The sequence below is a fragment of the Longibacter salinarum genome (assembly GCF_002554795.1).
GTDB classification, from domain to species: domain Bacteria; phylum Bacteroidota; class Rhodothermia; order Rhodothermales; family Salinibacteraceae; genus Longibacter; species Longibacter salinarum.
This window is the reverse complement of the sequence record NZ_PDEQ01000001.1, coordinates 465,740-481,302: the sequence shown is the minus strand read 5'-3', so window position 1 is coordinate 481,302 and position 15,563 is coordinate 465,740. Positions and strand designations below refer to the sequence as shown.

The 15,563-nt window shown below is 56.0% G+C and carries 14 protein-coding genes; 4 read left to right on the top strand and 10 right to left on the bottom strand.

Annotated elements, in window-relative coordinates:
• Positions 1 to 27: 27 nt before the first annotated feature.
• Complete coding sequence (gene miaA / locus CRI94_RS01980; protein WP_098073976.1) at positions 28 to 978, bottom strand: tRNA (adenosine(37)-N6)-dimethylallyltransferase MiaA; 951 nt, start codon at positions 976 to 978, stop codon at positions 28 to 30.
• 143 nt (positions 979 to 1,121) lie between these two features.
• Between miaA and CRI94_RS01975 the strand changes: the two genes are divergently transcribed.
• Positions 1,122 to 2,444: a Na/Pi symporter gene (locus CRI94_RS01975; RefSeq protein ID WP_098073975.1), complete on the top strand. Its 1,323-nt coding sequence runs from the start codon at positions 1,122 to 1,124 to the stop codon at positions 2,442 to 2,444.
• A gap of 335 nt (positions 2,445 to 2,779) precedes the next feature.
• On the opposite strand, the gene CRI94_RS01970 is transcribed toward CRI94_RS01975, so the two are convergent.
• The 4 genes from CRI94_RS01970 to CRI94_RS01955 form a co-directional block, all read right to left on the bottom strand.
• Positions 2,780 to 3,613 (bottom strand): bacteriorhodopsin, encoded by an 834-nt coding sequence (locus CRI94_RS01970; protein WP_245846034.1) that lies wholly within the window; start codon positions 3,611 to 3,613, stop codon positions 2,780 to 2,782.
• A 617-nt stretch (positions 3,614 to 4,230) separates the two neighbouring features.
• Positions 4,231 to 4,488 carry a hypothetical protein gene (locus CRI94_RS01965; protein WP_098073973.1) on the bottom strand — a complete coding sequence of 86 codons (258 nt, stop codon included), beginning with the start codon at positions 4,486 to 4,488 and terminating at the stop codon, positions 4,231 to 4,233.
• Positions 4,489 to 4,553: 65 nt separating this feature from the next.
• Positions 4,554 to 5,318 carry a lycopene cyclase domain-containing protein gene (locus CRI94_RS01960; protein WP_245846033.1) on the bottom strand — a complete coding sequence of 255 codons (765 nt, stop codon included), beginning with the start codon at positions 5,316 to 5,318 and terminating at the stop codon, positions 4,554 to 4,556.
• 195 nt (positions 5,319 to 5,513) lie between these two features.
• Positions 5,514 to 7,055, bottom strand: coding sequence for a phytoene desaturase family protein (locus CRI94_RS01955; protein ID WP_098073971.1), 1,542 nt, complete (start codon positions 7,053 to 7,055; stop codon positions 5,514 to 5,516).
• A gap of 809 nt (positions 7,056 to 7,864) precedes the next feature.
• Between CRI94_RS01955 and CRI94_RS01945 the strand changes: the two genes are divergently transcribed.
• From CRI94_RS01945 to CRI94_RS01935, 3 genes are all read left to right on the top strand, one after another.
• The gene (locus tag CRI94_RS01945) at positions 7,865 to 8,500 is read left to right on the top strand and encodes a cyclase family protein (protein WP_098073969.1); all 636 of its coding nucleotides are present in this window, start codon (positions 7,865 to 7,867) and stop codon (positions 8,498 to 8,500) included.
• Between the two features lie 269 nt (positions 8,501 to 8,769).
• On the top strand, positions 8,770 to 9,978 hold the full coding sequence (locus CRI94_RS01940) for a baeRF7 domain-containing protein (protein ID WP_098073968.1): 1,209 nt from the start codon (positions 8,770 to 8,772) through the stop codon (positions 9,976 to 9,978).
• 209 nt (positions 9,979 to 10,187) lie between these two features.
• Positions 10,188 to 11,168, top strand: coding sequence for a tyrosine-type recombinase/integrase (locus CRI94_RS01935; protein ID WP_098073967.1), 981 nt, complete (start codon positions 10,188 to 10,190; stop codon positions 11,166 to 11,168).
• 65 nt (positions 11,169 to 11,233) lie between these two features.
• On the opposite strand, the gene CRI94_RS01930 is transcribed toward CRI94_RS01935, so the two are convergent.
• The 5 genes from CRI94_RS01930 to CRI94_RS01910 form a co-directional block, all read right to left on the bottom strand.
• Positions 11,234 to 12,328, bottom strand: coding sequence for a tyrosine-type recombinase/integrase (locus CRI94_RS01930; RefSeq protein WP_098073966.1), 1,095 nt, complete (start codon positions 12,326 to 12,328; stop codon positions 11,234 to 11,236).
• Between the two features lie 244 nt (positions 12,329 to 12,572).
• Positions 12,573 to 13,061, bottom strand: coding sequence for an NUMOD4 domain-containing protein (locus tag CRI94_RS18125; RefSeq protein WP_179862114.1), 489 nt, complete (start codon positions 13,059 to 13,061; stop codon positions 12,573 to 12,575).
• Positions 13,062 to 13,072: 11 nt separating this feature from the next.
• Positions 13,073 to 14,050 (bottom strand): class I SAM-dependent methyltransferase, encoded by a 978-nt coding sequence (locus CRI94_RS01920; protein WP_098073964.1) that lies wholly within the window; start codon positions 14,048 to 14,050, stop codon positions 13,073 to 13,075.
• 42 nt (positions 14,051 to 14,092) lie between these two features.
• Positions 14,093 to 14,470 carry a 6-pyruvoyl trahydropterin synthase family protein gene (locus tag CRI94_RS01915; RefSeq protein WP_098073963.1) on the bottom strand — a complete coding sequence of 126 codons (378 nt, stop codon included), beginning with the start codon at positions 14,468 to 14,470 and terminating at the stop codon, positions 14,093 to 14,095.
• A 12-nt stretch (positions 14,471 to 14,482) separates the two neighbouring features.
• The gene (locus CRI94_RS01910) at positions 14,483 to 15,556 is read right to left on the bottom strand and encodes a zinc-dependent alcohol dehydrogenase (RefSeq protein ID WP_098073962.1); all 1,074 of its coding nucleotides are present in this window, start codon (positions 15,554 to 15,556) and stop codon (positions 14,483 to 14,485) included.
• Positions 15,557 to 15,563: the final 7 nt, after the last annotated feature.

Sequence of the window (15,563 nt, the reverse complement as noted above, 5' to 3'; positions counted from 1 at the left end):
GCCGTGTATACCGTCGACTTGTCTGTGTTATCGGACCGACGGTTCAAACGCAACGGCATCGAAGACATCCTCGGGTGCGGCTCCGTCTGCTTCGAGCCAAACGTAATCGTCGTAACGCCGAAACCAGGTGAGCTGCCGTTTGGCGTACCGCCGCGAGTTGCGTTTCACGAGGCGGATCATCTCGTCGCGGTTGATGTCCCCACGGAGATGCTGGATGGGCTCTCGATATCCGATGGTGCTCAGCGGGGCTTCGTCCAGGTTGACATCCAACTCCATCACCTCGCGGACTTCGTCGAGGAGGCCCGCGTCCAGCATCTGATCCACGCGCCGGTTGATTCTATCGTATAATTTTTGGCGGTCTCGATTCAACACGACCGTTCGGTACGAGAACGGAGGCTCCGGTTGATTCTCGTAAAAGTGCGTAAGCGGTTTTCCAGTGTGGTGGTAGACCTCTAGCGCCCGGATCACACGCTGGGTCTTCGTCGGATCATTCTTCTCTGCCTGTGTCGGGTCCACCTCTTGAAGCTCGGCGTACAACGCCTCCGGCCCCTCGTTCTCCAGTCGAGCCGACAGTTCTTCACGGACGGAGGTGGGGACGTCAGGGATGTCGGCCAGCCCTTCCTGGAGCGCATGAACGTATAATGTCGATCCTCCGACGACAATAGCCTGTTTCCCGCGATCGCGAATCTCTCGAATCCGGGCGTTTGCCGCATCGGCAAATGCACCGGCGGAAAATGGAGGTCCTTCGACAGATCGTTCGCCGATGAAGTGATGAGGCGCTTGCGCGAGTTCGGACGGCGAGGGTTTAGCAGTCCCGATCGTTAGCTCCTCGTACACCTGCCGGCTATCGGCCGAAATAATCTCCGCATTTAGCTGTTGGGCAAGGGCAAGGCTGAGTGAGGTTTTGCCGACCGCGGTCGGGCCGACGAGTGTGAGAATTGGAGGATCAATCTCCTCATCCGGAACGCATGTTTTCATAACACTAAGGTGATCCAGGGGGCGACCTTCTGCATTACGTTTGCATAACAAGACTACACCGCTGATGCGGCGTAGACAGGTCCAGCGATCACTCTATACTCGCTGAAGCTTCGTCGTTCCCTCAGTCTGCTGGAACCCCCTTTATGACGACATCGCAGGAATCTACGGTTGCTCCAAAGAGCACAACGCTCCAGGTTCTTTTCCTCCTGGGCGTCCTGATCATGTTCTTTACGAGTCTCGAGCTGATGGGAGACTCGTTTAAGCTCATGGGTAGTGGCGTGGCGGAGAGTCTGCTCCGTATGACGTCCAACCCGTTCGTCGGGCTGTTCATCGGTATCCTGGCGACATCGCTCGTGCAGTCGTCGTCGACAACCACGACGCTAACGGTTTCGCTCGTTGCTGCCGGCGGTCTCGACATCGCGGGGGCCATTCCCATTATCATGGGAGCGAACATCGGGACGAGCGTCACGAATACGATCGTTTCGCTGGGTTCGGTTACGCGTAAGGAGGAGTTTCGCCGCGCTATGGCAGGTGCGACGGTCCACGACTTCTTTAACTTCCTCGCTGTCGCGACGCTCTTTCCTCTCGAACTGATGTTCAAGTTCGTTTCGACGCCAGCGGCGTATCTGACCGATTCGATTGCAACTGTGGGGGGGACGCAGCTTCTCAGCCCGGTCAAGGAAATCACCGAGCCCATTGCGAAGTTCGTCATCAGCCTTTCCGCTGAGAACGGCATTATTGTTCTCATCGTTGGGCTCGCGCTGCTCTTTCTCTCGCTTCGCTTCCTCGTGACGCTGTTGAAGAGCCTGGTTCTCGGACGCTCCGAACAGTTCCTGCACAAATATATCTTCGGGCAACCGGCCATTTCGCTGCTCTTTGGCGTCGGGCTCACCTTTCTGGTCCAGAGTTCGTCGATTACGACCTCGCTCACAGTGCCGCTTGTTGGCGCCGGGATTTTGACGGTCACGCAGATCTACCCATTCGTTTTAGGCGCGAACGTTGGAACGACGATGACGGCGATCGTCGCTGCGCTCGTGCTCGCTTCCGCCGGGGAGCCTGGCAGCGCGGAGGCCCTTCGCGGGGTGGCGGCGGTGAAGGTGGCTCTCGCCCACCTGTTCTTCAACCTGTACGGAATTGCCCTTTTCCTACCGATCAAGCGGCTTCGTAACATTCCGATTCGCCTTTCCGAACGTCTTGGCGACCTTGCGGTGAAGAACCGTGCGTATGCCCTCGGATACCTTGCAACGGTCTTCTTCGCGATTCCTCTGATCACGATTCTGGGCACTCGCAATCTCGAGTTCTCTTACGATCCGCCGAAACCAGATCGACTCGAGCAGGGATCGACGTCTAGGGACCCTGGAACCTCGACGGATCGGTCTGCAGAAACCGACTCGTCGTCGCCAAGTAGCCACGCCGCCGATAGCGCGGTTCCGTTCACGGAAGCGGTTAATATCCCGTCTTCCTGATCGAGCGAAGGTTCCAATTGCAGAGGTGGTAACGTGCCGCCGGTCTTTGAAGCCGGCGGCTTGTTTCGTTTCGCATCAGACCAGCGCGATGTCCAATCGCGATTCCGACCAGAGATGCTTTCTGATTACGGCATGTCTGCAGCGTATCTGGAATCGAGAGGGCGTCCATATTGAGTGTTGAGACGTCATCATCAATCACGGTCCGTCAGAGGTGTCTCGCTCAGGCGTCTACTGGTCATCAACTGTCTGTGACGGCGCATACAAAAAACCCTGCCGCCTCGGAAAGGCGACAGGGTTTGTACTTTCCCATAGGAAAGACGTACATGCGACCGGGATTAGGCCTCGGCACTCGCTGGTTTGACCATTTCATCCACGACAAAGCCTTCCTCTTCGGACTTGGCTTTAGCGATGGCATAGATCAGTACGCCATACCCGGCTTTCGCCAGCACGTCACAGATCGTGTAGCCGACTTGCAGGGCAACAACCGCGCCCGGCGTCTCCGTCGGGTAACCCGCTGAGAACATCGGGATCATGTAGGCGATCGGGTAGAAGCCCCACGTTGCCAGTAGGAGAAGGCGAGCATTCGAGAGAAGTTTGGCAACACGACCGGATTGCCGCTGGATCGTGCTCGAGAGCTCAGTGAACAGCACGTACAGGATGTAAACGAACGGAATCGTGCTGATGAAGCCCCAGAGACCGCGCTCTCCCATGAGGGACGCGTCGCCGCTTACCTCACCGGGGTAGCCCAGAATGATCATCAGCGCCGCAGCAAAGCCGAGACGCGCCATGAGCGACCCACTTTCGCCCTTCGGAAGGCCGAGCACGAGCACAAGCTCAACGACAAGCAGGGGGACCGTCAGCAGCCAGTCCACGTACCGATACGCATCGTTAAATGGCTGGTCATCCTGGAACACGTACTGGCCGCCCTCCAGCGCATAGGCCGCGTCCCAGCTGCCGAAGATGCGGAAGTAGTGATAGCCAGCGATCAGCACGACAAGCGCCGACACCATCATCGAGACGCGGTACTTCGGCGCGAGATTCTTCTGTGCAAGTACAAAGTACACGAACGCGGCAAACATCGTCGCGATCGTGAAAGAGAACATGTTGTAGACCAGATTGAACTGACCCGGCGTAAGATCCGGCAGTTCGAGCGTCATTGCGAGAGACATAATAAACTGTATGCTGTTGGGTGATTAGCAGAAGGGGTCTCTTTCTCGAAGGTAGGTGCCTTCGATCTTCTCGCACGATCAGAAACCGGTCGTAGCATGTATATGGACCTTCGGTTCACGTCTAACACGTTGTGCACTGGTTAGAGACGTAACCTATACGACCGGGCCTCCATCTGATGTATCAGATCCATGGGTGTGGACCTGAGAGAAGAGAAAGAGTCGTTCGTTGCGGCATGTGCGATGAAGCATCGCGACCAAGCACGTTCAAAACGTCTTAGCCTCTTGGTAACGCTTCCAATATGGGCACCTGCCTCTGGAAAAGCTTTACCGGCGCCCGTGTGAAGGAATCATGTAATCAGAAGATTACAACCGTTGCCATCGTCTTGTCGCCGCAAGAACATCAACCGCTGCAATCTTAGAAAACCGTCTTGAGATCCGCGGAAGACATGATTGTTATGCTTCATACAACACCGTTTCACTCTGGCTGGATTTGCACGCGAAATAGGAGCGGAACGCGTATCCACCAGAGTCAAGCCGGCGTCGACTCTTCTTGATACATCGTGACGGTCGAGAGGAAACGTATGTGTCCGCGTGCCCGGCAAATACTCATGATGTATCTACGCCGGTTGCTCTTTCACGCGGCGCCGAGGGGGGCTCGGTTGTGGATCGACGTCGCGATGCGCTCCGTCCCCAGTCGACGGAACGGATTGCGTCGGGGGCGACCCCGGCGTGGGAGCTGGATCATCATCCGATGGTTGAACCGGTACAGATTGTCCGCCATCGGAGTCGTCGTCATTCTCCTCGGGGAGACGCGAGTAGGCCCATAGGACAACCGCGATGCTTAGAATGCCGAGGATGATGTAGTCGATATACATCGGCGTTTCGGAAAATCCCCTCTAGTGGGTCGTACGTAGCCCGCTTTTCCCCGTGCGCGTTATTCTTATCCTTGCGCCATTTCCGGAGTATCTGCCCGGGATGGTTTGCTCGTTGCAGATTGGATCGACTCGTGGCTTCCATATAGAAAAAGAAGGATGCCTTTTACCACAAGAAGATTCGTTACGAGGAAAAAGGTCGCTTCTTCAACAGGCAGTGTCCAGACTTTCAAACCGAGAGTGTAGTCGGTAGAAATCGTCCAGATCCCGGCGTAGATGGCGATTGCATCCGCGAACCAGAGATAGAGAGTTGGCACTCCGACCGCGACGAGCATGGTCTTCCGCTTCGCCCACAACGTCTTCCCGTCGTATAGCCACATACCAGCGAGCACCGGACCAGACCACGCCAGGATGAGACTGAGATAGAATGCGTCGTCCGGTCCGGAGCGTAAGTGGTAGAAAGAAATGCCTGATACGAGTAGCCAAAATGCTGCGCCGAGAACGTGAGGGAGCAGGCCGCTTCGACGGTCAGCATATCCCAGTCGTCCGAGCACGTGATACAGGAAAAGTCCGGTTAACACGGGCTGGAGGAGGAAAAACATGTATTCCTCAACTGGCACGTACCCAATCGTCGCGATGACGCGATCGGCTCCGTACCACCACACGTCGTTTGCCACGAGATAATTGTCCCAGGGCGTCGTATAGGAGAAAGCGATCACGCACAGGAGAGGGATCGCCCAGCGCCCACGTCTACCACCAACCCCACCAAGAGGGCGTGGAAGCGTCGCCGCCAACCCGATGATGACCGGCAACGTAAAAACAAAATGGAACATCAAATACGTCATGCAAACGGAGCCGAGGGTTGATGGAATCGGAATCGTCGTTGTACGCCGTGTACTCGGGGCGCATCATTTCATTCCCCGAGTCGCTCTATGGGAGCATACAATGTTGTGACGAAGACGGCGAACCTCCGGTCAGATCAGCATGCATGCTTAACTCACGTTCGAAAAAAGCCGACCTGACAGACGCTAGACGCGTCGCCGGTCCAGGTCGCCGAGCAATGTACGCGCTGCATTCCGCCCTGATGCGCCCATGATGCCTCCGCCGGGGTGCGTGCTTGCACCTGTCAGGTACAGACCGTCGAGGTGGCTCCGGTATTCGGACATTCCCAGGGCCGGTCGAGCGGCAAACATCTGATCGAGGCTCATCTCGAGATGCATCACGTTTCCCCGGCGTAGGCCGAGCTTCGACTCCAGCCACTCCGGGTGCTGAAATAGTTGCCCGACGATCTTATCTCGCGTACGCGGCGCGTACGTTTCAAACGTGTCGATCAGCCGATCTGCGATTCTGTCCTGAATCTCATCCCATGAGGAGCCGTCAGACAACTCGTACGGGAAGTACTGTCCCCACAGCCATAGCACTTCACCTCCAGGTGGCGCCAGTGTGTCGTCTGCGGCGCTGAAGGTCATCGCAACAATGGGGGGATCCGTTGCCGGGTGTCCGCCCAAATACTCGCCGTACGCGTTGAAAATCTGATCGGTGTCTCTACACAGCAGTTGTAGACCCATTCGCGCATCCTTCCCAGGATGGGCTGCGTATTCAACCGGCTCATCCAGGGCGAGACGAAGCATGATGCCGAACCCGTTTCCGACACGCATTCCATCGGCAGACTCGGGGCGATATGCTGGAGGGAGCAAGCGGTCGAGAACTTCGAGGATGTGGGTGCCCGACACGACGGCGCGGCCGGTGTACACCTGGTCATTGACGCGAATGCCCCGTGCTTTGCCGTCCTCGACGAGTATCTCGCTAACCTCAGCCTCCGTGTGCACCTCGCCACCGTGTGCTTCGATATGTTTTCGGAGAGCCTGAGTTAGCATGCCGGATCCGCCTCGTGGGCGTGCTACGCCACCTTCGTGATACAGCGGGTGCCACAGAACGAATGGACCCGTGAGGGGCTCAGAAGGCGGAGGACCCGATTGGGCAGCCATCCATGACAGCATCGCACGGATTTTCTCCTCCTCAAAGTATTCTCCGACGACATGTCCATACGGCCGTAAGATATGCCGAAGCTCCGTGGACCATTTGAGGCGAGTCGAAGCCCCCATGACCATCTTCTTGCCGAGGTTTAGCGGGTTCGGGGTGGTAAGAAACATCTCCCGCATCGTGCGCGCAAAGCCAGACCAATCATCAATGAAGCGACGATACGCCTCGCCCTGACCGGGAAATTTCTCTTCGAGATGGTTCGCCGTTCGGTCGACATCTCTGTACATGAAGACCGCATCTCCATCCGGAAACGGGGCAAAGAAGAGGGGATCTAGATCGATATACTCCAGCCCAAAGCGTCCCAATTCCAATTCATCGACGATCGGCGTAAGACGTATCAGAATGTGTGCACTCCCACCGAGATCGAATTGATAACCGGGAATGATTTCCTTGGTCGAGACCGCCCCGCCGACGATGTCGCGTCGCTCAAAGACACCGACACGATAGCCGGCCTGAGCCAGATAGGCGCTGGTAATGAGGCTATTGTGTCCGGCTCCGACGGTAATAACATCGTAGTCCACAGGCACTAGTTGCTTTCAAAGGATAAGGAAAAGGCGCTGATCGTCCAAAGCATTGTCAGAACGCCACGGAGCGCTCGTATCCATGACTCGGAGATTCGAATGTGACACACGAACGGCCAAGTTACATCCGCGATGGAACGATCTCTATGCATCACGCTTGAGAACGGCGTCCAAGATGGCAACCTTTCGGTTACATACGCAACAGATGAACGGACCGATATAGCGCCGGTTGGAAACGCACTGCGCCAACCTTCGAGATTGCAATGGAGTGGAAGAAGGCGCGTTGCGGGATGACAGCCTGTTGCAAGCACCGCGAGCTTGGGACTCGACAGTTTGTCGTTGGTTTAACCTTCGTTCCGTGGCGACACTCCGGGACGGATGACGGTGCGATCCGAATCAGCTAACGACCGAAACCGATCCCCCGGGCGTTTGTTAATGGATCATGAAGGAAGCGCTGCCGGAATTTATGACCGCGTCCCAGACCTGTTGACGCATCACTCAGGATACGATTATGAACTGGATTTATCAGGTCCTCAGTTTTTTTGTGGCGTTCGGCCCTGTGATCTTATGCACTCTTCTGTGGCATTTGATCTGGAGCAACGATTCCGGCTCATCAGGAGGGCCACCCGGCGGTCCGAACTGGGAGCCACAACCTCCGCCTCCATCGTTTAGCGGAGATCGATCTCCCGTTCACGACGTCCCGTCGCCATCTCCGGCTCTACCGCAGAGAGAGCGTACGTAAGTCTAGAGGTCGGTGTGTCTGTCGTTGCCGGCTCGAGATTATCGCTTCAGCTTTTCGAACGGTCGCTTTCTATATGAGGTATATCGACATCACGCGTTCACTGTCTGAGTCCACGGCTGTGTGGCCAGGTGATCAACGGGTCGAATGGACGTGGACGGCCCGACGCGAGGAGGGAAGCACGGTGAATCTGGGAGCGATCACGACGAGTGTTCACGCAGCAACCCATGCGGATGCGCCGTTGCATTTTGATGATTCTGGAAAGGCGATTGATGAGGTGCCGTTGCGGCCATTCCTCGGCCCTGCAGAGGTTGTTCATGTCGATGACGATGTGATTTCGCCCGAGCACGTCCAGGCCGTATCCGCTCCCCGTGTTTTATTTAAAACGTGCGCTTCGTCGGTCGATCGCACGCAGTGGCCGAACGCCGTAACCGCCGTCCATCCAGATACAATTCGTATGCTTGGCGAACGCGGCGTTGTTCTTATCGGGACGGATGCGCCATCGATCGATCCGCTCGACAGCAAACATCTCGAAGCTCATCACGCGCTAGCAGAAACAGGGATGGTCAACCTGGAAGGATTACAGTTGGCGGGCGTTTCTCCCGGCCGATACCATCTCACGGCGCTTCCTTTGAAGATCGAAAGAGCCGACGCGGCTCCGGTCCGCGCGGTTTTACAACCGGTTTCCGTTGAACCAGGCGGGAGGGAATAACGCACGGTTTTGCTGATTCCCAGCGGTACGTTGAATTCCCGTTCTCCGGCAACGCTTCGCGTGATATTTGCCCGTCATTCCGATGCATGAGTCCAGTCGTCTTTTACCCTCATCACATCTCTCCTAATAGCCGATAGACTTCCTCGTACCTCCGCTGATGATGTACGACGACGCGCTCCCCTAAAGCGGCGCGTCTGGTACACTCTCGTTCGCAGGGTGAGCCGCGACGCGCGGTTCTCGCCCGCACTGAACACAATACAGCTGCTGATATGGATCTCTTCAATCGCGAACAGCTGCGCCAGCTGGCCCAGCAACAGAACGACGTTTGCATCTCCATCTACATGCCCACGCTCAAGCACGAGTCAGGATGGGCACAGAACCCAACGCGTCTGAAGAACCTGGTCCGGGATGCCCGCGACCAGCTTCGTGACGGAGGGCATTCTGACGATGAGATCGAAACCATTCTTGCCAGCGTGAAGCGGCGGTTCGACGATACTGCCTTCTGGAGAAACCTTTCCGACGGACTGGCGGCGTTTATCACGCCGGAGTCCACCGAATTTTATCGTCTGCCCCTCGCATTCGATGAAGTCGCTATTGTAGGAACACGCTTCCACCTCAAGCCGCTGTTCCCAATCATAGCCACGAACAACCGGTTTTACCTTCTGACGTTGAGCCAGAATGACGTTCGGCTCTATCAGGGCACGCACCAAGGCATTAGCGAGGTGTCCAGCGACACCATTCCGTCCGATATTGTCGAAGCCATCCAGCAGTATGAGGATCCGGAGCAGGCGTTACAGTACCACACCAGTTCCGCCCAGAACGGGACGGGAGGCACCAACCTGACCTACCATGGCCAGGGGGGAGATGCCGATGACAACGCGCGTGAACCTGCGGATGAGCTGAAACGGTTCTTCCATAAGATTGATGACGGGGTCATGGATCGGCTGGCTGACGAGAATACGCCGCTCCTTCTCGCTGGCGTGAACGAATACTTACCGCTATACGCGGACGTTAACAGCTATCCGCATCTCATTGAACACGATATCGTTCGTGGAAATCCCGAGCCGCTGAATGGTGCGGAGCTTCACGAGCGCGCCTGGGAGATTGTCGAGCCGGTATTTCTTGAGGATCAGCAGGAGGCACTGGAGCAGTTCGATCAGTTGTTCTATCAGGATGGGGGCCTCGCCTCCGACGCCTTCCATGAGATTATCCCAGGATGTGCGTTCAGCCGTGTAGACACGCTATTCGTTCCCATCGGCCAGTACCGCTGGGGTCACTTTGATCCTGAAACCAATACCGTCCAGCTCAAAGATGAGCGAGAAGCTGGTGATGAGGACCTTCTGGATTACGCGGCCGTCCACGCGTACCTGAATGGGGCGACGGTCTATGCCTTGCGGCCCGAGAACATGCCTGGGGGACGAGCCATTGCGGCTACATTCCGATTCGAAGCGGACGTACAGGCGACAGAAGCGGGTTAACGTCGTCGTCAGCAATTTCGGATCGCCTAGATCGCGTATCCGGACATCAACACTCCCATGCAATGCCGGGCTCTTCCGAGGGCCCGGCATTGTCAGTGATGACGCAGGGTGTCGATGAGGCATCGTTGCACGAGACTTGAGCGAAACATAACCTGGACCAGTTTATACGCGATAATAAATGTTATCACGAATAGAAGGCTGGAAATCACGTGGGCGGACCGGTTTCTCTCGTTGAGAGTTTTGTTCACCAGAAGGAGTCTCCTCACACGAGGCGGGCATATCGACGAGACCTTCGCGCCTTCTTCGGTCAAACCGAGGTCACGAAGGACCTCGTGTGCGGTGTCGACCACGACGACATTGATGCGTTTCTTGCGCGAGGTGAATCCAGCGGCCTGGCCGAATCAACCTTGCGCCGGCGGAGGTCTGCACTTCGGCAGTTTTTCGACTGGCTGACGGCCGAAGGAGTGGTCACGAGCAATCCAGCTCGTCATGGGCGAATCCGCACGCCGATGGCGCGGCCGGCGTCGACGAGTGGGCAAGAAAAGTCATCGGGACCGCTGTCTCGCGATCAAGCAGAAAAGCTCGTTGCGTCGATTGATGGATCCACGGCTGTCGGGCGGCGAAATCGGGCTCTGGTGATGCTGGTGCTGCATTGCGCGCTTCGCCGGGGTGAACTCGTGCGTGTGAATGTCGATGACTTCCGGCTTGTTGGCCGATACCGGATCCTGGAGATTCGAGACTCAGAATCAGGTTCGACATCGATTTCTGGGTCTGATCAGACAAAGAGCGGCCACCAGGACAAAATCGAGACCCTCTCAGGCCGTGCAAAAGTCCCCGAACACGTATATAGACACGTACAAGCCGTGAGAATGGACGTGGATGTGCGGGTCGGTGCACTGTTTCGGTCGTACAGCAACCGAAACCGTGGAGCACGGATTACCGGCGATTCGGTGTACCGTGTCGTTCGAGATGCAGGTCAAGCGATTGACATCGACGCATTAACGCCGGACCGTCTACGCCAGACCGGTCTTCAACTGGCGCTGGAATCTGGGGCGACGGGCGACCAGGTGCGTGCCCACGGTCGATATGCGGCATCGGCACCGTATTCCGCGCGACATGAAGAGCGGCTTCGCGACAGCGCTGCGGACTACGTCGAGGTTGGGGAAAATCTTTCCATCAGCGGCGCGTAGCAAAGCCCATCTACGGTTTTGCGCGTCGAATATCTACGTTTCCTGACGCGTTAGACAATCAAATCTTAGTCGCCTCGAAAGTCGGGTGCTTCATCGACATAATAGGATGAGGATTTGTCCGGTTGCACATGAAGGTACATTTTTGTCGTCTCTATGCTTTCGTGACCGAGCGTCTGGCGCACCAGTTCGAGGTCTGCGCCTTTCTGTAGCGCGTGAGAGGCGTGTGCATGACGGAACCAGTGTGGAGAGACCGCTGAGGTCATTACAGGGTCGCCGTCTTCGTCTAGTATCTGTCGTCCAGAAGAGTCGGTCTTGGGTTTCAATTGGACGTCAGCACGTGTCGCTGCCTTCTTGACGACGCGCCATAATGCTGTACGCGTCAGAAATCCGCCCTTTTGAGACCGAAAGACAGGATCGTTTGCACCTCCACGATCTTCGGCCTTTTCGCGAGTGCGGAGCTCTTGGATTAGCATCCACACCTTGCTGTACAAGCTAACTGCCCGCGTCTTTTCGCCCTTTCCAAAAAAGGTGACCTGACCACCTGGAAGGCCGTCACGGCCTTTCAGATCTGGGCGTTCTTTAAGGTCTCGCCAGGCAAGTTCTTCCAAGTCTGACACGCGGCCGCCTGATGCGTAGAAGAGCCGAAGAATGCAGTGATTCCGAAGGTCGGTTTCGTCGCGCAGAATAGCCCATAGTTCGGCTTCAGACAGAATACGCTCAGCCCGTTTATTACGGACCTTGGGCGTCTTTAAGGCCGCTCCAACGTTATGGGCAAAGTACTGGATCCGCGCACCGAACGTGTAGAGACTTTTGACCGCCGATATTTTGCGGGCCTGCGTCGACCGGGCGTAATCGTGATCGTTCGCCAAATGCGCACGATATTCTTGCAGATGGCCCAGCGTCACGTACTGAAATGGCAGGTCGACAAAGTCCACGAACTGCTCAATGTCACTGAGATACTCGTCTTGCGTACGCGGGCTTTTTTCGGCTAACCAGCGACGGACAAGGAGATGATCCGATTCGATGGAGCAATGCCTATCATCAGTCGGACCATTGAACGGCAACTCGTCGATCGACCGACTCAGATCCGAGGTGCGAGGTGATCCGGTGGAAATCTGAAGCTCAGTGGATTCAGATACGTGTCTGGAGTCGTCGGACATCAAGGGAGCCTAGTATGAGAAAATAAATCGATCTGAAATCACGACAAAGTCAGGCGAGGCCGACCAGCGACGATATTGTTCTTGTGCAGCCAGGCACAGGATCGCAGTGACAGGGCAGCGGGTAGATCAAAGTTGCCGGAAACCCGAGCGGTGCCACGACTCGGTGCACACGGAGTATAAATGGCTGTAAATCAAAACGCAACCAAATATGCCTTAGATTGCGTTCTCTAATACTGACAAGCGATTACGATGTTAGTGCATCGATCCACGTATCCAGACGCCTACGTACCCGGTTTTCTCCATGTTCTTCTAGCATCCGGTGTAGCAACCCGTGTAGTTGGTTTTCAAATGGCTGCACCCATTCTAGATTATCGATATGATTGTTTGTAGCGTCGTTGTCAACGTGGTTGATGATGTCCGTAGCATTCGCTGGCTCTGAACCGAATGCCGCCATCACTAACCTGTGGATTAGAAACCGCTTCGGTTCTCCATTCTTGCAGTACAACTCCACTTGTTCATGGCCTGACGGACCGACAGCCATTCCGGATAGTGAACGCCCTCTGGAAAACTTCCTCGCCACGTGATTGCCGTGACGATCGTAATAGTCAGTCTTCGTGTAACGATCGAGGGAGCGCACCTTCCCTGTTTTGCTGACCTCATATCGTCCCTCATATCCAGGGACGGGACGCCACACTATGTCATCTAATTCGGTGTTTGACTCTGAGGTACTCATGACGTGATAGATTAACGACATTGAAGAAGTACATCGATGTTGTGGACCATCAAAGTCAGATCCCGCTGATCGATTTGCTGGCGGCGCGTTTCGAGCCACTGTTCAAACTCCTCATCAGCGAGGTCAGGATGTCCGCTCAGTTCGTTCTCAATGAAATGAAGCATGCATTCAAGAAAATAGGCTTCCTCACCGGGATAAACGTCCGACCCAACATTTGGCATCACGATCCAGTCCGAACTGCCGGCGTCGGCCACGTCGAACCCTGCGTCTCCCGCTTCGATGATAAGATCGCGTCCGCACCGGGCACCGTCTGACGTAATCGTGTCCTCGTCGGACGCAAGTCGCACACCCTGGATGTCATTACTTCTATACTCTCTATGCATCGAACGATGATATAAGTCCGTAATCATCGAGTCGATACTAGGGTCGATGACTGGCTCGAATGATGTCAGTCCATCGAAATGAATTGGAAGATAGGCTACGCCGTCTCTCGTCAGAATAGACGACGCAATATGCAGTGATATGGATGTCGGGACAATATCCATGATCGCCTGCCCGACAAGTACGTCAAACGGATTGCCGCCTCCCTCCTCGTCGAACCATTTTGGGATGGACTCAATCGTCCGGCATTCAAATTCTACGCGATGTTCAGCTCCGGATCCCGACGTGAATAGTGTGCTGGGTCCATCTGTAGATGCGACTGAGGTACTGTCGAGGTGAGATGATATTCGATCGCGAGCGGACGCGAGATTTTCTGTCTCAGCGTCGAGGAGTGTATAGTGAATCGAGACGCCGTCCAGTGCCGTCAGGATTTCGATCGCTAGATCACCGACTCCGCCTCCAACCTCAAGGATGCGCAGCGGACGCGCAATGCGACGCTCGCTGAGGCTTCGAGCCGCATCTAAGAATGAATTCCAGACCCGAGGATGTCGCGCGCGCTCATCAACGGTCTTTTTTGCAGCAAGATACCGTGGATAGGAAAATGCCAAACCTGATCGGTGCCTGGTGAAAGAGGAATCTATTTGCTCGAATCAGAGCGCCATCGTGTACGAGGCCCAGGCGTCGTCGTCCTCCCAGATGCGGAGGTCGATGCGGTCGACGTTCTTCGCCGTTACGTGATCGGCGATGCGCTGGCAGCAGAATCGGGCAAAGTGTTCGACGCTCGGATTCAGGCCCGCAAATTCGTCGAGCTCATTAAGTGTGGCGTCCGAGTATCGATGTTCGATCTCATCCAGCCCGGCTTTTACATCATCAATGTCGACGAGATAGCCGTACTCATTTAGGGTGTCTCCCGTAAGTTCTACCTCGACCGTGAAATGATGAGAGTGCCATTCGTTTTCCGGACCGGCGTTTGGCACAGTCAGAAAATGCTGAGCAATAAAATCCCGGCGAACCATCAATTTATACATTCAACTAAGCGTTTAAACCTGTTTTGCGTCGGCGTATTTGTGAAGAATCTGAACGACCGATGAGTCGGGCTCGCTCAACATTTGGTATGTCTCCGCAGCGTCGTGAAACGGGCGGTCGACCGTGTTCAGAATCTCCGTTGGAAGATTCGCAAGTCTACGCATTACGACATCCCCTCTGCGTGATTTGGACCAGCGTGGACGGTGCTCTGGTCCGATCGTACTGACCTGGCTTGCGCGGATCGTGATGTGCGACCGGTGGTATCGTCGCCCAAGATCGACCGGGGCGGTTTTTGTGCCGTACCAGGAGCCGACGAGAATCCGTCCCGCGTAGCCGCAGATGGAGATCCCGTCATCGATCGTTTCTGGTCGTCCACTCAGCTCGTACACGAGATCGGCGCCTCCCTCCGGGTTGACCGTAGGATCGGCATGCTGAGACCGCTTCATTTCGCGAAAAAGCTTCTGCGTGTTTTGTGGATCTGCAGTGGTGGATGCCCCCAGGTCGGCTGCGAGAGACCGACGTTGTGCAACGGGGTCGATGGCCAGAAGCGTTTGCAGCGGGAAATCGGACAAGAGCCAGGTGACGAGCAAACCAACGAGTCCGAGCCCGAATACAGAGACGCGCTCCCCGAGCACCGGACGGCCGTCCATCACGAGACCGATGGCGGTTTCCATATTTGGATACAGCACGGCATTTTCGAGCGGGAGGTCATCCGGAAGTGGGATGAGGCTCGATACGGCTGCGTTGAAGTGCGTCGCGTGCGGATGGAATGCAAATACCTTCCTCCCAAGCCAGGCGTCAGAAACGCCGTTTCCGAGAGCGGTCACGCGCCCGGCGGAAGCGTATCCGTAAGTTGTCGGATAAAGATCGCTGGATTTGTTTTCCAGCGCATCGATTGTCGCATCGGAGGCGAGTTCGGCGGGGAGCGAGCCTTCGTAGACGAGACGCTCCGTGCCGGCACTTATGGCCGAAACGTGTGTGGTCACCTGAACCTCGTTGTGACCGGGAGCCTCGAGTTTCTCGGATCGAATGGACACCGACTCGTCACCACCGAAAACAAGGATGTCGCGCGAAGAGACGGGAGGCATCGCGTGA